The organism is Paenibacillus sp. FW126-R14 (assembly GCF_058789495.1).
In genome coordinates this window covers 18,271-39,097 of record NZ_JBYTBS010000065.1, presented here as the reverse complement: position 1 = coordinate 39,097, position 20,827 = coordinate 18,271, and the positions used below count along the sequence as shown (strand labels likewise).

Annotated in this window: 21 protein-coding genes; all 21 read right to left on the bottom strand. The window is 45.4% G+C overall.

Translation table 11 applies throughout. The features are described from left to right. Nucleotides 1–327: 327 nt before the first annotated feature. The 21 genes from AC3WRW_RS28595 to AC3WRW_RS28495 all read right to left on the bottom strand — a co-directional run bounded on the left by AC3WRW_RS28595 (nucleotide 328) and on the right by AC3WRW_RS28495 (nucleotide 20,807). Entirely contained in the window at nucleotides 328–1,005 is a 678-nt protein-coding gene (locus AC3WRW_RS28595; protein WP_492549610.1) for a stalk domain-containing protein, read from the bottom strand. Nucleotides 1,006–1,217: 212 nt separating this feature from the next. Then, entirely contained in the window at nucleotides 1,218–2,648 is a 1,431-nt protein-coding gene (locus AC3WRW_RS28590; protein ID WP_492549609.1) for a hypothetical protein, read from the bottom strand. A gap of 310 nt (nucleotides 2,649–2,958) precedes the next feature. Next, nucleotides 2,959–3,666, bottom strand: a complete 708-nt coding sequence (locus AC3WRW_RS28585; RefSeq protein WP_492549608.1) for a stalk domain-containing protein — start codon at nucleotides 3,664–3,666, stop codon at nucleotides 2,959–2,961. 639 nt (nucleotides 3,667–4,305) lie between these two features. Next, nucleotides 4,306–5,109, bottom strand: a complete 804-nt coding sequence (gene spo0A, locus AC3WRW_RS28580; RefSeq protein WP_171682184.1) for a sporulation transcription factor Spo0A — start codon at nucleotides 5,107–5,109, stop codon at nucleotides 4,306–4,308. A 231-nt stretch (nucleotides 5,110–5,340) separates the two neighbouring features. Beyond that, entirely contained in the window at nucleotides 5,341–6,681 is a 1,341-nt protein-coding gene (gene spoIVB, locus AC3WRW_RS28575) for a SpoIVB peptidase (RefSeq protein WP_492549611.1), read from the bottom strand. Between the two features lie 118 nt (nucleotides 6,682–6,799). Next, entirely contained in the window at nucleotides 6,800–8,530 is a 1,731-nt protein-coding gene (recN, locus tag AC3WRW_RS28570; protein ID WP_492549607.1) for a DNA repair protein RecN, read from the bottom strand. A 15-nt stretch (nucleotides 8,531–8,545) separates the two neighbouring features. Further along, nucleotides 8,546–8,995: a transcriptional regulator AhrC/ArgR gene (ahrC, locus tag AC3WRW_RS28565; protein WP_171682186.1), complete on the bottom strand. Its 450-nt coding sequence runs from the start codon at nucleotides 8,993–8,995 to the stop codon at nucleotides 8,546–8,548. 2 nt (nucleotides 8,996–8,997) lie between these two features. After that, entirely contained in the window at nucleotides 8,998–9,450 is a 453-nt protein-coding gene (locus AC3WRW_RS28560; protein WP_492549606.1) for a hypothetical protein, read from the bottom strand. A 198-nt stretch (nucleotides 9,451–9,648) separates the two neighbouring features. Beyond that, nucleotides 9,649–10,482 (bottom strand): TlyA family RNA methyltransferase, encoded by an 834-nt coding sequence (locus AC3WRW_RS28555; protein ID WP_492549605.1) that lies wholly within the window; start codon nucleotides 10,480–10,482, stop codon nucleotides 9,649–9,651. Nucleotides 10,483–10,520: 38 nt separating this feature from the next. After that, entirely contained in the window at nucleotides 10,521–12,407 is a 1,887-nt protein-coding gene (gene dxs, locus AC3WRW_RS28550; RefSeq protein ID WP_492549604.1) for a 1-deoxy-D-xylulose-5-phosphate synthase, read from the bottom strand. Between the two features lie 117 nt (nucleotides 12,408–12,524). After that, nucleotides 12,525–13,421, bottom strand: coding sequence for a polyprenyl synthetase family protein (locus AC3WRW_RS28545; protein ID WP_492549603.1), 897 nt, complete (start codon nucleotides 13,419–13,421; stop codon nucleotides 12,525–12,527). Nucleotides 13,422–13,431: 10 nt separating this feature from the next. Further along, nucleotides 13,432–13,686 (bottom strand): exodeoxyribonuclease VII small subunit, encoded by a 255-nt coding sequence (gene xseB / locus AC3WRW_RS28540; protein WP_171682190.1) that lies wholly within the window; start codon nucleotides 13,684–13,686, stop codon nucleotides 13,432–13,434. Then, on the bottom strand, nucleotides 13,673–15,043 hold the full coding sequence (gene xseA, locus AC3WRW_RS28535) for an exodeoxyribonuclease VII large subunit (protein ID WP_492549602.1): 1,371 nt from the start codon (nucleotides 15,041–15,043) through the stop codon (nucleotides 13,673–13,675). Before xseA ends, xseB begins: the two co-directional genes overlap by 14 nt. A gap of 8 nt (nucleotides 15,044–15,051) precedes the next feature. Beyond that, entirely contained in the window at nucleotides 15,052–15,918 is an 867-nt protein-coding gene (gene folD, locus AC3WRW_RS28530) for a bifunctional methylenetetrahydrofolate dehydrogenase/methenyltetrahydrofolate cyclohydrolase FolD (protein ID WP_171682192.1), read from the bottom strand. Between the two features lie 51 nt (nucleotides 15,919–15,969). Beyond that, nucleotides 15,970–16,428 carry a transcription antitermination factor NusB gene (gene nusB, locus AC3WRW_RS28525; RefSeq protein WP_492549601.1) on the bottom strand — a complete coding sequence of 153 codons (459 nt, stop codon included), beginning with the start codon at nucleotides 16,426–16,428 and terminating at the stop codon, nucleotides 15,970–15,972. Nucleotides 16,429–16,589: 161 nt separating this feature from the next. Beyond that, nucleotides 16,590–16,817 (bottom strand): DUF2273 domain-containing protein, encoded by a 228-nt coding sequence (locus AC3WRW_RS28520; protein WP_492549600.1) that lies wholly within the window; start codon nucleotides 16,815–16,817, stop codon nucleotides 16,590–16,592. Nucleotides 16,818–16,831: 14 nt separating this feature from the next. Continuing rightward, on the bottom strand, nucleotides 16,832–17,392 hold the full coding sequence (amaP, locus tag AC3WRW_RS28515) for an alkaline shock response membrane anchor protein AmaP (RefSeq protein ID WP_492549599.1): 561 nt from the start codon (nucleotides 17,390–17,392) through the stop codon (nucleotides 16,832–16,834). Nucleotides 17,393–17,480: 88 nt separating this feature from the next. Then, nucleotides 17,481–17,894 (bottom strand): Asp23/Gls24 family envelope stress response protein, encoded by a 414-nt coding sequence (locus tag AC3WRW_RS28510; protein ID WP_171682196.1) that lies wholly within the window; start codon nucleotides 17,892–17,894, stop codon nucleotides 17,481–17,483. 108 nt (nucleotides 17,895–18,002) lie between these two features. After that, nucleotides 18,003–19,361, bottom strand: coding sequence for an acetyl-CoA carboxylase biotin carboxylase subunit (gene accC / locus AC3WRW_RS28505; RefSeq protein ID WP_492549598.1), 1,359 nt, complete (start codon nucleotides 19,359–19,361; stop codon nucleotides 18,003–18,005). A gap of 24 nt (nucleotides 19,362–19,385) precedes the next feature. Beyond that, entirely contained in the window at nucleotides 19,386–19,883 is a 498-nt protein-coding gene (gene accB, locus AC3WRW_RS28500) for an acetyl-CoA carboxylase biotin carboxyl carrier protein (protein ID WP_492549597.1), read from the bottom strand. 156 nt (nucleotides 19,884–20,039) lie between these two features. Then, complete coding sequence (locus tag AC3WRW_RS28495; RefSeq protein WP_492549596.1) at nucleotides 20,040–20,807, bottom strand: SpoIIIAH-like family protein; 768 nt, start codon at nucleotides 20,805–20,807, stop codon at nucleotides 20,040–20,042. Nucleotides 20,808–20,827 lie beyond the last annotated feature (20 nt).

The window sequence follows — 20,827 nt, the reverse complement described above, 5'->3', positions numbered from 1 at the left end:
TAGTAGCACCATTTTATTAGGAAAATATTAGAAGTTCATTTAGATTAATGAATTTATACAGCAAGATGTTAAGCAAGGCATGTTTAGTATCGTGATTTTTTTTCGAGAAACTTTTGCGTTGGCAATATAAAAACCCAAAACTAAAAAGGTTTACTGGCTGAGATGGGGAAATGTTTATTGGCTAGACTCTTTCCATGCTTTGCTGCTATGGAACTTTTTTGCAAACTCTTTAGCCATACTCTTAACTTATGATTCATTCCCTTTCCTCCCCTCGAAAACAAAAAACGCCAACCACTAGGTTGACGCCTTCTCGTTTATATGTATAAATTACTTCAGTATGATTTCAACTGTTTTGTCTTCGCCTACTCGTTTAAAAGTCTGTTTATCCAAAGCACCACTAATCACATAGTTAAAGCTAGTAATTGTATTCAGGTCGCCTTTTACCTCAAATACCATTTTGCCAGCTTTATTCACTTTCCCGATAAACTCTCCGTCAACACGATCTGACTGAAAACTTGGTGATTCAATTTGTTCTTTCGTATTTAAAGCAAGCTTGCCTTGGGTAGGATACCAATTGATTGTTTGATCTGAGGTGTTCTCAACACTTACATCCATTACAATTGCCTTAATTTTCTTATCATACGCGGACTGTTGGTATTCTGGATCAAGAGTAACCTTATTAATTTTCAATTTCATTGGGCCGCTTTCAACATTAATATCTACATTATAGGATTTAACGCCTGGTTTAGCTGCTTCAGCACCCTTAGCACCATTAATAGTAATTGTTCTGGAATCTCCATCCCATTTGACTTCAGCTCCGAGAGATTCGCTCACGACTCTTAAAGGGACATAACTGCTTCCATCTACTATTTGAATATCCGCGCTCACAGATTTACCATTAATAATCAATTTAATGTCTGACGCGGCATACACGCCTAAAGAAAAAACTGCAACAGCAAGAGTTGTAACCCCAGTTGAAACTAATATTTTTTTCTTAATACCCATTGTTATACACACTCTCCTCGTAGTTTCATCGACAGTCTATCACCTATATATTACCAATTAACTACGAGATACGCTATATAGCTTCATTTTTATTTCCAACAACATACTCCTCATCAGTTACGCGTAAATATTGAGAATTAAAATAACTGTATATAGTTTTAACCACTATTCTCACCCTCTTGACTCTAATATTTAGCGCATATGAAGATATCTTATTTCAAAAATTGATCTTCACTATCATCCGCATAAAAATCCTTTAACTTTAAAAGATTCGTTCTCCCCCTATTACCTCTTGTCGTGTTTGATTTACTTGGATCATGCTGATCAGTTTCTCTTATAACATAGTCACCTGTAAGCAAGTTATAGTCCTTTTCATTAGCATTGTCCATCGTCATTGTCCCAGTGTAATAATCACCTAATGTAGCTCCAATTAAATACCAATCATTATCTTGAAATCTAAATCTATATTTATAATACCACCTATCGCTACTCCCACCGTAAAAGCTAATTACTACAGAACCTCTATCAATGGTGATTCCCTCTAACGGGTCACCAAATACTCCACCTTCATCTGCCAATAATATTGCCTTATCTGCGATGATGGAGAGCCAATACTGATTGTTTCCTTTGCCAAAAGCAATCAACAAAGCTCTTGGGGGAGCTTCATCCTTTTTGCTGTTTTCTCCTTCAATAACAATAGCAACATCATCTATGCCATCTTTATTTAGATCACCTATTGCTTTAACAGGTTGTCCTTTACCTTTTTCAAGAAATTTCCAACCTTTAGGAATAAGATTCTGTAGACTAGTAACATACTCTCCTTCAAAGGATGCTTTTAAAGCTTTAGAATATTGACCATTTAGTACTGCCTCAATATTCTGTTGAGAAAATTCATACCATTCTACATCTTTTTTATCATCTTGTTTTTTACGGAAAGATTCATATGATTCTTCGGTAACTGGTTTATCATTAATAATAAATTTATCAACTGCCTTGCCATCGAAGGTGGAATCTCGATACCCCAAATTGTTAATTTCAGAGGCTTCTTTTTTGAATCTTAGTTTTCCAAACCCATTATAAGCTGCACTACCAGCCCAACCAAATGTCCCATCCACTTTAAGACTATTAAATTGTCTATTTCCCAGAATGTATCCATAAACAGAACCATCCAAATAGTGAAGGATTTCATAAAACTGAGGGTATTCTCCTGTTGCTAATTCAAGAATAACTTCAGGTATATTGTCATCATCCAAATCAAGCAAAGTAAAGCGTTTAACTTTGAAGATAGCATCAAATACTTTTCCATTAGTTAGTAAATCGTCTAAATATACATTATTCCTTTCATCTGTGCTTATAAACTTGATCTTATTCTGTAAAACTGCTTTGAAAGATTTTAAAGCAATAGCACTATTGACTCCTGCCTCTTGCTCAGGTACTGACATTTGTGTTGGTACTGGAGTTTGAATTGGATTTGCTCCCGTTTCTGATGTTGTTGTGGTCTTTACACTCGAAGTCGGTGTTGAAATTAACGAAGATGTATCTGAGCTTTTGTCACTTTGGGATGATGAAAAGGGACTTGTACATCCAGTAAGTGCTATCATTATAGTAACCATCAGACAAAACTTTATCTTATATTTTTGCATGTAATCCTCCCTGATCCTCCACACTAAACATCTCTTTTATAGACTATTAGCAATGTGTCCAATTACAAAGACCATCTGCGAGTTTACCTAAATAGTAATATGCAGTCCAAGCAACTGTTATTAAAACTGAAAAGATAAATTTTAATGCGTTTGTTTGCAAATCAAGATTTTGATCACTGGTACTAACAAAGGAATAGCCTATACGTGCCCTGCTTTTCGTCCCTTTCGATGTAGGGCGTTTTAGCGAACCAAGCCAAAAGTTCTTAAAGGCATTCATTTTAGAGATAAAGAAAAAAGGAACCGAAGTTCCTCATTTAGATAATACTGGGTTTATTAAGTCTATGATACACGTACCATCTTCAACTCCAGTGATTTCAACATTCAATTGTAGTACACCTTTAACATCCAATTTCAATGCTTCTTGAATTGAACCTTTGCCAAGAACTACTTGCTTTATAACTTTGCCATCTTGGTTTTTAAAACTTACAGTTCTTGTAGCTGCACTATATGTACTATAGCCTTTATCATCCATCCCAACACTTAAAGTTAAATATGAAAACTGTGAGTTAAGATCATAAGTTGCTAAACTTGTACGGTTATCAGAGTAACCACCACCACTTGAAAAGCTTGTCCCTACATTTCCATAGCTTTTACCATTAATAGTCATTTGTTGATTTGAAAGTAATTTAAAACTGTAATCGCTTTTCATTGCAGATGGAGTAGGTAGTGGTTCTCCTTCGACTTTTTGCCCTAATATTACAGCACTATTGTCACCATCCCATGAAATATTAGCACCCAATAGCTCCGAAACCGCTTTTAATGGGACATATGTACTACCATCAACAATGAATGGCTTTTTATCTTGTGGAGTCTTATCAATACCATTTTGCATTAACTTAACACCAAAATATGCATCTAACTTAACAGCATCTGCTGCATACGCAATTCCGCTTGTTAAAAGTGCACAGCAACCAAAACCTAAAACAAATCCTTTTATACTCTTAATGTTACTTTTCATTCAATTATCGCTCCTTATGTTGGTTAGTACAATTGTCTTATATACTTTTCTACATAATACAACATTTTCCTGCTTTTATTTACAATTTCATACATCAAAAAGTATTAAGAATTAAAGCAGCAGCTTACTATATGTCAAATAGATTTGCCCAGGCTGAATTTAGACATAACAAAAAGGCTTCAAACCCTTTTTGAACTGGGATTGAGCCATTTTTCGAATTGATTCTTTTCCTAACTTTATTTTTTATTTACAACAGTGTATTTACCTTTTCCCCTCAAATTTTTAATATACTAGCGAATATGACCCGTTTGAATTTTCTTTACTTCCTCAATTTGAAATTCCTCTTATAAAATACTTAGTAAAAAGTTTTATAGTCTGTTCGTAACTTGCCAATGTCTTTCTTAATAAGTTTTTACTTGAGCAATAAAGCATGAAATTGTTCAGTTGAAATTCTAAATCAGTCAATAAAAAAACCGCCTTTTCATTGGATTATTGGAACCCAATAAATAAGCGGTATTTGTTGAACTTACTAACAGAAGTTTATCGGCATAGAATCGTCCATTAGCGATATTTATACGCAAAATGGTTCTAACTGGATTCTGTTCCCAAATCCCTTACCACACAAAGATTCTAACCCTCTCAAGAAACCTTATGCTCAATTCTGAGCTTATCCGCCACCATCGCGATGAATTCGCTATTCGTCGGCTTCGATTTCGAGATATTAATCGTGTAGCCAAAAATAAAAGAGATGCTGTCGATGTTGCCGCGCGTCCAAGCGACTTCAATCGCATGACGGATGGCGCGTTCGACGCGGCTTGGCGTTGTTTTGTACTTTTCGGCGATGGCCGGGTACAACGTTTTTGTAATAGCACCAAGAATTTCGATATTGTTATACACCATCGTAATCGCTTCGCGAAGATACTGATATCCTTTAATATGTGCAGGAACGCCGATTTCATGTATGATGCTTGTAATATTTGCGTCCAAATTTTTTCCTTTAGGCATATGTACGACATTTGCGCGAGGTGTTGAAGAGGTAGAAGTTGTTGCGGCGGATTGATTGTTGCCAACCAACTGGCGAATACGGTTCGTTAACGTTTCCATATCAAAAGGTTTAAGTATGTAATAGGAGGCTCCAAGCTGCACTGCCTTTTGGGTAATATTTTCCTGGCCGAAAGCCGTCAGCATAATAATCTTCGGTTGTGTAGGGAGGTTCATTTCACGCATTTTCTCAAGCACGCCCAGACCATCCAAGTGAGGCATAATAATATCTAAAATGAGTACGTCAGGCAATTCGCGCTGTTGTTCGATAAAACGAAGAACTTCATTGCCGTTGTACGCGACCCCAACGATTTCCATATCCTCCTGTTCACCAATGAACTCAGATAACAAATGGGTAAACTCGCGATTATCGTCGGCTAGTAAAACTTGAATTTTTTGCAACGTAATATCCTCCTTTAGCTACTGGGCAGTTTGTAATTTCTCTCTTAAGAAAGGTATTCGACACCCCAAGTTAAATTCCTTCTGTCGAATATTATTTTTCTTTTCTTTTATTCCGGTTTCTTATATAATAATATATTTATCTTCTACTTACTACATTTTTCGACAAAATCACTGTAAAACGGATATTCCATTGTAGAATCCGGTTAAAATAAAATAAAGAACCAAAGGCCTCTAACTGGCCTTTGATTCTTTATAAGACGCTCCAGACGAAGGTCTAAGAATTATCCCTGAATCCTGCAGCATCCATTCAATGAAACAGCCGTAGCCGCTTGTAGGATCATTAACAAACACATGCGTAACAGCGCCGATAAGCTTGCCGTTTTGAATGATGGGGCTGCCGCTCATCCCTTGAACAATACCGCCTGTTTTATCCAGTAAACGCGGGTCTGTGATTTTAATAACCATGCCTTTGGTACCCGGCGTTTCCTGTTTGGATACGTGTACGACCTGAATATCGAATTTCTCAACCTTCTGTCCTTCCACAACTGTATAAATTTGCGCGGGTCCTTCCTTCACTTCCTCTGCGAAAGCAACGGGAATCGCCTCTTTGTCCAAGCTGTGGTCAGGGGCGGCATACATTTTGCCGAATATGCCAAATGCTGTATTTCGCTCGATATTCCCAATCACTTTGCTGTCTTTGTACAGGGTAGCATGCTTCTCACCGGGATCTCCGTTGTGGCTCTTGGAAATCGAGGTCACATTGGAGTAAACGATATCTCCGTCACCGACGATAATCGGTGTTTGAGTGTCCATATCGGTAATCACATGGCCCAGAGCTCCGTAAACACCTTGGTCGGGCGCATAGAAAGTCAACGTTCCAACGCCTGCTGCCGAATCGCGAATATATAGCCCTAACCGATAAGATTTGTCCACAACATCATAGACTGGCTGAAGCTTGACAGAAATCTCCTCATTGTTGCGCAGGATTTTGAGGTCCAAAGGAGTTTTACTCTCCCCGGATTTAGCAACGAGGTCCGCCACTTTGCTGACGTCTTTGGATTCCTTGCCATTGATTTTGGTAATTAAATCACCGACTTGAATTTTCGCTTCTTCCCCGGGTGAAACTTTTTGGTCCGGGGCAACAGTTACTAAGTGATGGCCTACAACCAAAATACCGGCAGACTTAATTTTTACACCGATCGTTTGACCCCCGGGAATGACTCGCAAGTCAGGGACTACATTCACTTTCACTGTTTTGATCGGAATTGCGCCGAACAGCTTGAGCTTCATTTCCGTTTGCCCAGAGCGATCGGATTGTAATGAAATGGGTTCGTTCAGATTAACTTGAAATGAGTGCTCGGCATTGCCGTTTACTTTCACAATGTCCGTGTCTTTGACTGTCACTTGAGCGCTGACCGGCATCGTTAATTGCAACTGCTTCCCTTGCCCGCTGAACAAGCGGAGTTCCTGGGGGAAGGAGGCAAAGCTTTGAAAAGGCGGAGACAAACTTACCAAACAAACGAAGAAGACGAGCAGGAGTCCGAACAATCTTTTCCTTTTGCTGGATTGCAATATCTTCACGCTCCCTCACACATCCTTAGGCCCTGACGATCTGCGTCGTCAAATGCGTACCTATAAGTTAACCCCACTCCCCCTGTTTTATAACTGAAAATGATGACTATCTATACTTTCATGCCCTTGCTTTCTTATTTCTTGCCATGGCAAGCATTTCCCCGGCATGATGCAGCGTCGTTTCCGTCACTTCAACCCCGCCGAGCATGCGGGCTAATTCTTCAATCCGCCCGGAATCCGGCATGTCTTGCACACGGGTAAATGTTCTTTCCTGGTCTACTTCTTTACGAATATAGAAATGAACGTCAGCGAAACTGGCTACCTGAGGCAAATGTGTAATCGAGAAAACCTGACAACTATCAGATAAGTTGGACATTTTCTCCGCGATCGCTTGCGCGGCACGCCCGCTAACGCCCGTGTCTACTTCATCAAAGACGAGAACAGGGATCTGATCAATGCGGGCGAAGATCGTTTTCATGGCCAGCATGATCCGCGACAATTCCCCGCCGGAAGCGATTTTGCTGAGCCCGCGCAGCGGTTCTCCGGGATTTGGCGCCATGAGGAACTCGATTTGATCGATGCCTTGACGCGAATATTTCACTTTGGCCCCTTCGACTTCTATGCCATTTCGCTCATCAAGCACTTGCTCGACCTGGACGCGGAACTGTGTGCGTTCCATTTGCAGATCGCGAAGCTCATGCTCAATCTGAGCGGCGAGCTGCTGAGCGATGCCGCGGCGCAAATGAGAGAGATCAAGAGCGGCTATGCTCAAATCTTTTTCCAGAACAGCCAGCTTCTCTTCAATTTTCCGGATATGCTCGTCCTTATTTTCGATGGTATCGACTTCTGTTTTTATTTTTTCGAGGTAAGTTAGGATCTCTTTTATATTCTCTCCATATTTTCGGCGAAGAGACGTAATTGTATCCAATCTTTGTTCAATAAAATCCAATCGCGACGGATTGAATTCTATATCGTCTCGGTAGTCCCGCAATTGGTAAGCAGCATCCTCAAGCTGATAGTAAGCCGTCTGAGCTTGTTCGAGCAGCGGAGTTAGCTTAACCGGGTCCAGCTGTACGATATCCTGGATTCTTGCGACAGCCTTCCCTGCAGCGTCTAAACCGCGATTGGTGGCGTAGAGAAAATCATACGCTTCGGAAGAGCTTTGATACAGCTTCTCGGCATTGGCCAGCTTCCGCTTCTCTTCGGCCAGCGCCTCGTCCTCGCCAATCTTGAGCTTCGCGGCAGAAATCTCATCGATTTGGAAACGATATAAATCCAGCATCTGAAGCGCTTGTTTGCTCGTTTCCTGGAGCTCACGCAAATCTTTATGCAGCTTCATATATTCGTCATAAGCAGCTTGATATCTCTTCTTCGCTGCAGCAATTTCGGCATCTCCAAATAAATCAAGCGAATGTATATGTTCTTCATCGTTGAGCAGGGATTGGTGCTCATGCTGTCCATGAATATTAACGAGCCACTCCCCCGTTTGCCGCAGCATGGTCAAATTCACTAGCTGCCCATTGATCCGGCTGGAGCTCTTACCGGTAGCGGTAATCTCCCGCCGAATCAGCAGATGCTCGCCAGGGTCTGCTTCAATGCCTAGCTCTGTAAGCGTATGCCAAACAGGATGCGTTGGGGACAGCTCAAACATGGCTTCAATCTCCGCTTTGTCTGCTCCGTACCGGACGAGGTCAGAAGAGCCTCTACCGCCAACAATGAGCGTCAGCGCATCAATGATAATCGATTTCCCTGCCCCGGTTTCTCCCGTAAGGACATGAAACCCGCTTTTAAAACGAATATGTACGTGTTCAATAACAGCCAAATTGCGAATCGATAATTCTGTAAGCATGTATTCCTCCTGGCTTTAAGATAATAAGGACATAACTTCGTTTACAAAAGTAACGCTGTTCTCTTTGCCGCGGCAAATCACGAGAATCGTATCATCCCCGCAAATGGTTCCCATGACCCCGTCCCACTCCAAATTATCAATCAGCGCACAGATGGTGTTGGCGGTACCCGGCAAACATTTCATCACAACAAGATTATCTGTATAATCGATGCTTACAAAATGGTCGCTTAACGCTCTGCGAAGCCTTTGCATCGGGTTGAAACGCTGGTCGGCCGGCATCGAATATTTATATCTGCCGTCATCCAACGGAATTTTAATGAGATGCAGCTCCTTAATGTCCCGGGAAACCGTCGCCTGCGTAACATGAAATCCGGCTGCCCGCAGGGACTCCACCAATTCATCCTGGGTTTCAATTTCGTTATTCGTAATGATTTCCCTGATTTTTACATGCCTTTGACCTTTCATGCCTACACCTCTATATGGAATGTGATTTTTTTGATTTTATTCATGGCCATATCGACATAAAGCACCCCATCAGCCTCCGGATAAATCAGGCTGTAAGCCAGCAGCATATCGCGTACAGAACTACCTGTCATTTCAAGCGGTTTGCGTTCCTTGGCTACTTTAACCAAGTAAATCTTGTCATCTTTTTGGACAAAATAGTCAATAAATAACCGGCTTTCCAACTGTTCTCTATCGTTTACGGTCATGGAGATCGGAATCTTGGTTTTCCCGGCTATCACATCGAAACCTGCCCCTTCGAGCAGCTCTACAACCTCATCCTGAGCAATTTCCGAATGTCTTGGAATTCTGGTTCGCTTTTTCGCCGGCCCGTCTAACCACCGCTGAAATCGTATAAAAAGAAATCCAGCAACAACAATCAGAATCAGCAATATGACTGTGACATCGCCGTTCTCCATGTCCCTCACCTCGCCATAGTATTCGCGGATATTGTCCGAAAATCCTTTTTATGAAGCAAGGATAAACGAACTTCATCGTCCTTTTTTGGACGAGGGCGTTTGTCAAGGTAGATGCGAAGCAAAAGTATAAATCTTATACTTTCTTATCTAGTGAAAAAACCCATCTCTGGGCAGCAACAAGCATGCTCAAAGATGAGTTTATTTGCCATGCAATTTTTGTGCTTCTTTGACAGTAAGAGCAATGAGGTCTTTCAGCGAAGCAGCGTCAGCAAGATTGGCATCATCGTTCGAATCGCTTGACCAGTAAGCTAAGAATTCGATATTTCCTTCTCCGCCCGTTATTGGCGAGTACGTCAAACCTTTCAATCGGAAACCAAGCTCTCCCGCAAAAGTAAGGACGGTCGTCAATACGTCGACATGCACATCCGGGTCACGAACGACGCCTGATTTGCCTACTTTCTCCCTGCCTGCTTCAAATTGCGGTTTAATGAGCGCCACAACGGCTCCCTGGTCGAGTAAAATCTCTTTAAGCGGAGGCAAAATAATTCGCAGCGAAATAAAAGAGACATCGATGCTGGCAAAAGTAGGCCGCGGCCCGTTCAAATCGTCCATTGTCGTGTAACGGAAATTTGTTCGCTCCATGACTTGAACCCGCTCATCATTGCGCAGCGACCAATCCAGTTGATTATAACCTACGTCAACCGCATATACGAGGGATGCGCCGTTCTGCAGTGCGCAATCCGTAAATCCGCCCGTCGAAGCGCCAATATCCAACATAACAGCATCTGTCAGGTTGATATCGAACTGCTTTAACGCCTTCTCCAGCTTAAGTCCGCCTCTGCTGACATAAGGATGCAGCGCGCCTTTCACCTTCAGCACGGCTTTCCGGCTGATCTTCATTCCCGCCTTATCCGCCGGTTCTTCATCAGCAAAAACAAGGCCTGCCATAATGGCGGCCTTCGCTTTTTCCCTGCTTTCAAAATAGCCTTGCTCCAAGAGCAATATATCCAAACGTTCTTTATCTGATGACATTATGTTTGTTTTTACTCCTATTCCTGTCGTTGCCGCTTCTAGGCCCGTTGTTTCTTGCGAGGCATGAGCTTCTTCACTTCGGCAATTAAATTAAGTGCAGTAAGGCCCACTTCTTCACGCTGTTCTTTGACCGATCCGTGCTCTACGAAATAATCGGGAATCCCCATCACATGAACGTGCATTCCGGTGAAATGATTCGCTGCAAAATATTCCATGACGGCACTGCCAAACCCGCCTTGAATCGCGCCCTCTTCCATCGTGATGACCGGGATGGATTCAACAGCAAGTTGACGAAGATAAGCTTCATCCATCGGTTTGATGAACCGTGCATTCACGACGCGAAGGTTGATCCCTTCTTTCGCTAATTGCTCAGCAGCATCTTGGGCAACCTGAACCATCGGTCCGACCGCCAAAACGGCAGCATAATCGCCATCACGCAGCGTTTCCCAAGTTCCGATCGGGATCGCTGTCGGCGTTTCATCCAGACTTGCCCCAATTCCGCTATTCCGGGGATAACGATAGGCAATCGGTCCGTCGTTATATTCGAGCGCAGTCTGCATCATATCTCGCAGCTCTTTCTCATCCTTGGGCATCATCAGTACCATGTTAGGCAGGGAACGCAAGAAAGCGATATCGTATACCCCTTGATGCGTTTCACCGTCTGGTCCGACAAAACCGGCACGGTCAATCGCAAAAGCTACATTCAGATTCGGACGGCAAATATCATGCACGACTTGATCGTAGGCTCTTTGCAAGAAAGTGGAGTACACTGCAAAAACCGGCTTCAATCCTTCGCTGGCAAGACCTGCGCATAGCGTTGCCGCATGCTGCTCAGCTATCCCCACGTCAATCATGCGGCTTGGGAATTGTTTGGCGAACTTAAGCAGGCCAGATCCGCCCGGCATCGCTGGTGTAACCGCCACAATACGGGAGTCCTTCTCAGCCAACTCAATAAGCGTGTTGCCGAAAACCTCCGTATACATCGGAGGACCAACCGATTTAAGCACTTGGCCGGACTCGATTTTGTATGGTCCAGGGCCGTGCCAGCTGTGGGAATCCTGCTCGGCAGGTGTGTATCCCTTCCCTTTCATTGTAACAACGTGCACGAGAACAGGTCCGACCACTTTCTCGGCTTGTTTCAATGTGTCCAGCAAGACAGGCAAGTTGTGTCCATCTACCGGCCCGATGTAGGTAAAGCCTAACTCTTCAAACCAAACTCCGTTCAACACAAAATATTTGAGACTGTCCTTCAGCTTCTCCGCTGTTTTCGCCAGCGTGCCGCCGATGGCAGGTATTTTCTTCAGTAAATGTTCAACTTCTTCTTTGGCCTTCAAATAATGACGATCGGAACGAATTTTGCTCAAATAATTATGAATCGCCCCTACGTTGGGCGCAATGGACATTTCGTTGTCATTCAGAATGACCATAATATTTTTCTTTTCGTGACCAATGTGATTCATGGCTTCCAACGCCATACCGCCTGTGATTGCGCCATCACCGATGATTGCAACTACTTTGTTGTGCTCGCCTTTCAGATCCCGCGCCATGGCCATACCCATCGCTGCGGACAAGGAGGTACTGCTGTGTCCGGCTTCCCAGACGTCGTGTTCACTTTCGGATCGCTTGATAAACCCGCACAACCCTTTGTACTTACGCAAAGTATCAAACTTATCCTTGCGGCCCGTTAAAATTTTGTGCACATACGCTTGATGACCCACATCAAAAAGCAATTTATCATAGGGGCTGTGGAACAAGGTATGTAAAGCGATGGTGAGCTCAACCACACCTAAGTTCGATGACAGATGTCCACCTGTTACGGATAACTTCTCGATCAGAAATTGACGGATTTCACCAGCCAATACCTCAAGCTCCGCCATGGATAACCGTTTCAAGTCCTCAGGTCGATTGATTTGTTCGAGCAGCACGCTTGTTTCCTCACTTTCAATGTGAAAATACTGAGATTCATTTCACTATTATAGCATAGTTTTGGGCAAATCGTGAAAATCTGCCCAAGCAAACAACAAAATATGTAAAAACAGCCATTAATGATCCCGCTGCATTAAGTAATCCGCAAGCTGAAGCAGTCGCTCCGCATTGGCAAATCCGCCTTGTAGCAGCGCCTTTTTGGCTTGTTCCGTCAGCTCCTTCACCTTCAACTCGGAAGCTTCGAGCCCGATAAAATAAGGATAGGTTACCTTTTGTTGTTTCTCGTCACTCTTCACCGGCTTGCCGAGCTTTTTCTCATCCCCGATAATATCCAGAATATCGTCTTGAATTTGAAAAGCAAGACCAATCGCGTTCCCGAAGTCAGTTATTGCCGCTAATTGCGCAGCGGAAGCACCGGCAACATGCGCGCCTGCCCGTAAAGAGAATACGATGAGATCGCTCGTTTTATGCATATGGATGAACTCTAATTCCTCCAGCTTCGTCAAGCCTTGTTCTCCAAGCATATCGGCCGCTTGACCGCCGACCATTCCCCTGGCGCCTGCATAAGCGGCAAGCTCTTCGGTGATGGACAGCACACGTTCCGCTGGAATGCCATGCACCCTGTGACATTGTGTGATGCTGTAGAAAGCATGAGTCAACAAAGCATCGCCTGCCAAAATGGCCATCGCTTCCCCGTAGACTTTGTGATTCGTCAATTTCCCTCTGCGGTAGTCATCGTTATCCATCGCCGGAAGATCGTCATGGACCAGCGAGTACGTATGGACCATTTCAATCGCCAGCGCAGCCGGCAGCGCAGCCGTTTGAGACCCGCCAAGCGCTTCCGCCGCTGCCAACACAAGAATGGGACGCAGCCGCTTGCCGCCTGCCATAAGGGAGTAGTTCATGGACTCGCGCAGCGAAGCCGGAACATTCCACTGTGCAGGAAGCGCTTGTATTAATGCCGCTTCGATCGTTTCAACATGCGATGCAATATAATCACCAATTGTGGACATTGTCTTCAACCTAATTCCCCTTATCTTCCAAGACAGGTTGGAAAGGCTTCCTGCTCACAGCGCCTGTTTCCCCTTCAACCAGCATCTCGATTTTCTTCTCGACTTGTTCAAGCTTTATCCCGCACAAATGAGAGAGACGAACGCCTTCTTGATAAAGCTCAATCGCTTTTTCCAAGGGTACGTCACCGCTTTCTAATTGAGCCACAATGCGCTCCAGCTGCTCGATCGCAAGTTCAAAGCTTACTTCGGTTTCATTCGTTGACATCTTGAGTTTCCTCCATCCCCGATACTTGGCAGTCCAACCTGCCATCCTTGAGGCGAATCTTCACGTGATCTCCAACCTTCACCTGACTGACAGAACGAATGAGGACTTCCTCCTCCTCGTCATACGCCAAGCTGTAGCCCCGCTGCATAACCTTCAGCGGGCTGAGGGCGTCCAGATGACGGACGCTGGACTGCCACTCCTGCTTCTTCGCACGCAGGAGGGTCTGCATGGCCGTGAGCATTTGCCGCCCCGAGGTATCGAGGCGCCGCCTTGCGAACACGGCCTGCTCTTTGGGATTGAAGCTGGAGAGCTTGCGCTCCAGCTTCATATGCCGCTCCGCCAGCCGTGCTACGCGCTGGCGCATTCGGTAACCGAGCTGCTCCGCCAGCCGGTCGAGCCTTTCCGCAGGCTGCATCAGCAGCTGCCTGCGGGGGTTCGTCAGGAACGGCGAGCGCTTCGCGCGCTCCAGCCGTTCCTGCTTGCGGCGCAGCTGCTGGAGCAGCCCGTAGTGAAGCCGCTGCGACAGCTGCGACACCTGCTGCTTCAGCTCGAAGCGGCTAGGCACCGCGAGCTCGGCGGCCGCCGTCGGCGTCGGCGCTCTCAGATCGGCGACGAAGTCCGCGATCGTGAAGTCCGTCTCATGGCCGACGGCCGAGATAACGGGAATCGCGGAGTGGCTGATCGCCCGCGCTACGGCTTCCTCGTTGAACGCCCACAGCTCCTCGAGCGAGCCGCCTCCGCGGCCCACGATGAGCACGTCGGCTTCACCGAGCCGGTTCATCGCTTCGATCGCTTTGACGATCGAAGGCGCCGCCCCTGTCCCCTGTACCAGTACGGGGTACAGGAGAATTTGCACCGACGGGTAGCGCCGCTGCAGCGTGATGATGACATCACGGATGGCGGCCCCTGTCGGGGAGGTGATCACACCGATCGCGCGCGGAAACCGGGGAATCGGTTTCTTGCGCTCCGCCGCGAACAGTCCTTCCGCTTCGAGCTTCTTTTTCAATTGCTCGAAGGCCAAATACAGACTGCCGATGCCGTCCGGCTGCATCGCCGTCACATAGAACTGGTAAGCTCCGTCCCGCTCATAGACGGAGATATTGCCGCGGGCGATCACTTTCGTGCCCTCTTTCGGCATAAATCCGAGCCTCTGGTTATGCGAGGCGAACATAATGCTCTTCAGTCTGCCATCGGCATCCTTAAGTGTAAAATACATATGACCGCTGGAATGATGCGTGAAGTTGGAAATCTCCCCGCGCACCCATACATCTTGAAGCCGGTTATCGCCTTCAAGCAGCATTTTGATATAGCGGTTCAAATCCTTGACGGAAAAGATCTTGGTCTCGTTTCTACCCATATACTCGGTTAAACACTCACATTCGTTTTGGCGGCGCGGCCTGCAGCATCCACCGTATTGCGAAGCAGCATCGTAATCGTCATCGGCCCTACACAGCCCGGCACCGGCGTAATCGCACTGGCAATTTCTTTTACAGCTTCGAAATCGACATCGCCTGTCAGCTTGCCGTCAGCAGGACGGTTCATCCCTACATCGATGACGACCGCGCCAGGTTTCACATGTTGTGCTTTGATTAAATGCGCTTTACCTACGGCAACAACAAGAATGTCGGCTTGCTTCGTGATTTCTTCCATATTCGGCGTACGGGAATGAACGATGGAAACCGTTGCATGCTCACGCAGCAGCAGCATCGCCATTGGCTTGCCCACAATGTTGCTTCTTCCGACGACGACAGCATGTTTGCCGGCAATTTCCACACCTGTGCGTTTCAAAATCTCAATGACGCCATGAGGCGTACAAGGTTTCATTCCGTCTTTGCCGATCATCAAATTCCCGACGTTCACCGGATGGAAGCAGTCTACATCTTTGAGAGGATCGATTTCGTCGACAACAGCTTCTTCATCGATATGTTTAGGAAGGGGGGATTGCACTAGAATACCGTTAATTCGGTTATCGCTATTAAATTTATGAATGAGTGTAATTAATTCCTGTTGAGTCGTTGATTCAGGCAAACGGTGTACTTCCGAATAAATGCCTACATCATCGCATGCTTTCGCTTTATTTCTGACATAAACTTGCGAAGCCGGGTCTTCTCCCACAATGACTACGACAAGACCTGGTTGGTTGCCTTGCGCCGTAAGCGCTGCAGCATCCGAGCGAATTTCCTCACGAATCGAACTTACTAATTCTTTTCCATTAATAACTTGTGCAGACATGCTATTTCCCCCTAAAAATTTGGTGAACTTCTTTCTTCGTTAAAGAGCTAACTAAGTTGGAGAAACTTTGCTTTTCAAGTTTTCAACTTCTTTAATCATTTTCCCAAGAACGCCGTTAACAAACTTTCCGGATTCATCCGTCCCATAATGCTTGGCCAAATCGATGGCCTCATTCACGACAACTTTAGGCGGAACATCGTCTCTGTAAAGCATTTCGTACACCGCTAAACGCAGCACTTCACGGTCAATGCGGGAAAGCCTGTCCATCGCCCATCCTTTCAAATATTCCTCAAGAAGCTCATCGATTCCAACTTTATTGCCGTATGTTCCTTCAACCAGCCCCATGATGTAAGCCGAATCGATTTTGTCGCCTTTAATATCCAGCTGCGATTCATTGTCATTTTCCGCTTCGTGAACCGCGACTTGGACAGCCTCCTGAGGCGTTGCCTCGTTCATCTGGATTTGGTATAGGCTTTGTACAGCAATTTCTCGTGCAACTCTGCGTTTCATTTTGTTCCTCCTAAAAGTTTTGCTTAGCAAAACTGACTTCGTAAGCATTGACTTTGAGTTTTGCTTAGCAAAACTGACTTCGTCCTTCAAAACTCTTTCTACTAGTATACGTCATAATGGAACCAATCCAAACAAAAAAATCCATGGATGTACCAGGGATTTTAGCGAAACATTCTCCATTTTTGCGTGAGATAGCGCCAAATGTCTTCAAGCATAACCAGACCTTCCTTGCGATCCCATTTGCTGCCGAAATAAAATCCGAGCAGAACAATGAATGCAAAGATCAGCATATCCCAAAAGCCAAAAAATAAATAAATGAAACCGAAAAAAATACCTGCTGCCACTCCGATCACTTTGCCCCTATGGGACTCCCACAGTTCATTCCACATGAGTGGGTTCACCTCTATTCGACTCGGCTTTTAAACGTTGGGGCTGATTGCACGATGTTTGCTACGAATACGGTTACGGAAGCTACAGGGATGCCGGTAATGTCTTCTATGTAACTTTTCACAGTGCTTTGCATCTCTTCCGTGAGTTCAGGAATCGAACTTTCCCCATCCACAATGGTTCTGATCGTAATTTCAAGTCCAGATTGATTCACTCTTACGCGTGCGCGCAAATCTTTGGCGCCTTTCGTACGACCGGCTGCTTTCAAGGATAAATTCTCAACGGTTTCGATAGAAATGCGAATATCCCCGAAATCCGTGCGTTGGTCGATAGACGGCGCTTGAGCGCGGCCGCGGCGAAGCGTCAGAACGAGGAAACGAACAGAAATTAACAACATGACCAAGCTAATCACGATGGCCGGATATGCATAGTTCTTCTCGTAATAGAAATTATGTAACGTTTGACCGGACTGTTCAAATGGAATCCAGCTCGATGCTGTGAACAATACTAGGATAGATACAACGAAAATAATTAGGCTATAGAGAAGCAGCAAGAGCCTGTCCACAATTTTACCCACGTAAGCTTGTCCCCTTCCTATAGTTAGAGGAAACCCCCTGCATGCTGTAGGGGGTTTCAATGATCCATATGGATGCAGCAATTCCGCCTTATTTCACTCGACCAGCAGTTGCTGTTTCTTCTTCAACCGGTTTATCTGCCTGTTTAAAATGAACATCATGAATATGAACATTCACTTCAACGACGCTGAGTCCTGTCATTGATTCGATTGCGTGCTTCACATTTTGTTGGATGCCGCTAGCAACCTCCGGAATGCGATTGCCATATTCAATAATGATGGAGACGTCAATGGCTGCTTCACGTTGTCCGACTTCTACCTTTACGCCTTTGGACAAATTCTTGCGTCCAAGCAATTCAGCAATGCCGCCAGCAAGTCCACCGCTCATCCCCGCTACTCCTTGCACTTCCACCGTTGCCAAACCGGCAATGATTTCGATAACTTCGGGGGCAATTTGGATGCTGCCCATGTCTGTTTTGACGTAATCCGGAGCGATTGTGCTCATTGTGGCACCTCCTAAGAGTTTGTATAGCTTACTGATAACATCAGCTTTGGATAAGCCATCTTTAATTTATAACTATACCATTTCGCCGAAAATATGACAAATGGTTATCTATGAATCCGCATCATTGACATCGTGCTCTTCCAAGAATTTAATATCATGGTCGCCCTTGATAAATTTCTTGTGCTCAAGCAGCTTCAAATGGAACGGTATCGTTGTGTTTACGCCATCGACCGCAAATTCCGTGAGCGCTCTTTTCATGCGGGCAATCGCTTCATCGCGCGTACTTCCCCAAACAATGAGTTTAGCGATCATTGAATCGTAGTGAGGCGGGATCGTGTATCCAGGATAAACCGCGCTATCCACACGAACCCCGAATCCGCCTGGCGGCAAGTAGAATTTCACTTGGCCTGCCGAAGGCATGAAGTTCCGGTTCGGATCCTCTGCATTGACACGGCATTCGATCGCCCATCCGTTGATACGAACGTCGTCTTGGGAAAAGGATAACGGATTGCCTTCTGCAACGCTAATCATTTCTTGGATAATATCGATGCCCGTAATCATTTCCGTTACAGGGTGCTCTACTTGAATTCTTGTGTTCATTTCCATGAAATAGAAGTTGCCGTCTGGCCCGAGCAAGAACTCTAGCGTTCCTGCGCCGGAGTAATTAACAGCTTTCGCTGCGCGAACGGCGGCCTCGCCCATCGCGGTACGCGTTTCAGGCGTAAGGATCGGACATGGCGCTTCTTCCACAAGCTTCTGTCTGCGGCGCTGCACCGAGCAGTCACGCTCGCCCAAATGAACGACGTTGCCGTGTTTATCGGCCAAAATTTGAATTTCAACATGCTTCATGCCTGTTAAATATTTTTCCAAATAGATGCCGGCGTTGCCGAAAGCATTTTGCGCTTCCTGCTGGGCAGCCGTAATTTGCGCGACGAGCGTCTCCTCGTTTTCCGCAATCCGAATACCTTTGCCGCCGCCGCCTGCCGTCGCTTTGATGATGACCGGGTAACCGATATCTCTTGCGATGACAATCGCGTCCTCCACATGGTCAACCAGCCCGTCAGATCCGGGAATGATCGGCACTTTCGCTTCTTTCATCGTTTGCTTGGCAACCGCTTTGTCCCCCATCCGGCTGATGGCGTCAGGTGACGGACCGATGAACGTAATATTGCAGCTTTCGCAAATTTCCGCGAAGTCTGCATTTTCTGCTAAAAATCCATAACCGGGGTGAATGGCATCACATTCTGTTAGTGTAGCAACACTCATCAGGTTCGTGAAGTTCAGGTAGCTGTCCTTGGACGCCGTCGGACCGATACAATAGGCTTCGTCGGCAAGTCGCACATGCAGCGCATCGCGATCCGCTTCCGAATAAACAGCCACGGTGTAAATGCCGAGCTCACGGCAAGCCCGAATAATACGAACAGCTATTTCTCCCCGGTTCGCTATTAGGATTTTATGAAATTTCATTAATTTTCCTCCTAGCTAACTAACTTACTCCGGTCTTACCAAAAATAAAGGTTGTCCGTACTCAACGAGCTGGCCGTTTTCAACGAGTACTTCAACGATTTCACCTTTGATTTCAGCTTCAATCTCATTCATCAATTTCATAGCTTCGACGATGCACACAACGGTTTTATCGCCGACTTTCTGGCCTGCGCTTACGAAAGGAGCAGCGCCAGGGGAAGCAGACTGATAGAAAGTTCCTACCATCGGTGAAACGATCTTATGTAAAGATGAGTCCTCTTGCTTAGCATGTCCGGCAGTCGCAGGCACGGAAGCTTCCAATGCCGCAGCAGGCGCTGCTTGAGGAACGCTTGCTTGGCCGATCGGCGCGTATGTGGGTTGAATCGGTGCCGCAACGTATACAGGCTCTGATTTATTCGGCTTGCGAATCGACAGACGCGCACCTTCATTTTCAATTTCAAGTTCTTGTAAAGAGGATTGATCGACGAGTTTAATTAACTCTTTGATTTCACTCAATTTGAACATTCTTGTCACTCCTTCAAAGTTGGTGAACCAGTAAAAAATGCGGTTTCACAGCCGCAACGTATGTATTATACCCATAAACGCAAGAAATGGAAAGAGTCCAGTTTTGTCCGGACCCTTTCCAGTGCCATTCCGAGTATGGCGGACAGCTTGATTTTACTAAGGACGCACGTATTGAATCTTGATGTTTTCCGGAGCTGCGCCAAGCTCTTTGACAACCATATCAACGATCGTCACGCCTTGACTTTTCTCCAATTTATCGCTTTGAACGGTCACTTTCCATTTGTTCCCATCTTGATTGACGATGGCTTGCGGGAAGTCTTTCATGAGCACGTCTTGCAAGTTTTCAACTTTTTCTTGAATATCCGTCAATTTGGATAAATCGTTGGTGGCCTTCGCTACAGCTTCAGGCGACTTTTTAGTATCGATGATAATATCCATCAAATCGGATGAAGCTTTGGCGAAATATTCGCTTTGTTTCATTTGCTCATTCGTGAAGAAGTCGCTGGCCGAAGTCGTCTTGGCCTGCTCTTCCATTTGCTTCAGAACTTGATCATCCGTTTTCACATTCGTTTTCGCATCCGTTTTTACATCGGTTTTCACATTCGTTTTTGCATCTGTTTTCGGGTCTGTGTTAGCGTTCGTTTTCACGTCGGTTTTTACGTCTGTTTTTGCTGGATTTTGCGGAGTCACAGCTTTTGTGTCGACTTTTGCATCGCTGCCGGTTGTCGATTTTACGTCTGTTTTGGCAACGTTTCCGGGGTCAGCTTGCGTCATATCGATCTTGACTTCTTGGGACTGCTTCGTCGTGGCCGTGGAGGCCAGATCCAGCTTATTTACATCCTCGGTGAACAAGTAATACGCGGAAAGCACCACCATTAAGCTAAGCATGGATACGAGCCAAATTGTTTGTCTTTTTGCATTCATTGTATATTCCTCCTTAATTT

Bases quoted from the DNA above. Each gene is read 5' to 3' on its own strand.
- AC3WRW_RS28595 (WP_492549610.1), bottom strand. From the start codon at position 1,005: ATGGGTATTAAGAAAAAAATATTAGTTTCAACTGGGGTTACAACTCTT.
- AC3WRW_RS28590 (WP_492549609.1), bottom strand. From the start codon at position 2,648: ATGCAAAAATATAAGATAAAGTTTTGTCTGATGGTTACTATAATGATA.
- AC3WRW_RS28585 (WP_492549608.1), bottom strand. From the start codon at position 3,666: ATGAAAAGTAACATTAAGAGTATAAAAGGATTTGTTTTAGGTTTTGGT.
- recN (WP_492549607.1), bottom strand. From the start codon at position 8,530: ATGCTTACAGAATTATCGATTCGCAATTTGGCTGTTATTGAACACGTA.
- ahrC (WP_171682186.1), bottom strand. From the start codon at position 8,995: ATGAAAGGTCAAAGGCATGTAAAAATCAGGGAAATCATTACGAATAAC.
- AC3WRW_RS28560 (WP_492549606.1), bottom strand. From the start codon at position 9,450: ATGGAGAACGGCGATGTCACAGTCATATTGCTGATTCTGATTGTTGTT.
- AC3WRW_RS28555 (WP_492549605.1), bottom strand. From the start codon at position 10,482: ATGTCATCAGATAAAGAACGTTTGGATATATTGCTCTTGGAGCAAGGC.
- AC3WRW_RS28545 (WP_492549603.1), bottom strand. From the start codon at position 13,421: ATGTCCACAATTGGTGATTATATTGCATCGCATGTTGAAACGATCGAA.
- xseB (WP_171682190.1), bottom strand. From the start codon at position 13,686: ATGTCAACGAATGAAACCGAAGTAAGCTTTGAACTTGCGATCGAGCAG.
- xseA (WP_492549602.1), bottom strand. From the start codon at position 15,043: ATGGGTAGAAACGAGACCAAGATCTTTTCCGTCAAGGATTTGAACCGC.
- folD (WP_171682192.1), bottom strand. From the start codon at position 15,918: ATGTCTGCACAAGTTATTAATGGAAAAGAATTAGTAAGTTCGATTCGT.
- nusB (WP_492549601.1), bottom strand. From the start codon at position 16,428: ATGAAACGCAGAGTTGCACGAGAAATTGCTGTACAAAGCCTATACCAA.
- AC3WRW_RS28520 (WP_492549600.1), bottom strand. From the start codon at position 16,817: ATGTGGAATGAACTGTGGGAGTCCCATAGGGGCAAAGTGATCGGAGTG.
- AC3WRW_RS28510 (WP_171682196.1), bottom strand. From the start codon at position 17,894: ATGAGCACAATCGCTCCGGATTACGTCAAAACAGACATGGGCAGCATC.
- accC (WP_492549598.1), bottom strand. From the start codon at position 19,361: ATGAAATTTCATAAAATCCTAATAGCGAACCGGGGAGAAATAGCTGTT.
- accB (WP_492549597.1), bottom strand. From the start codon at position 19,883: ATGTTCAAATTGAGTGAAATCAAAGAGTTAATTAAACTCGTCGATCAA.
- AC3WRW_RS28495 (WP_492549596.1), bottom strand. From the start codon at position 20,807: ATGAATGCAAAAAGACAAACAATTTGGCTCGTATCCATGCTTAGCTTA.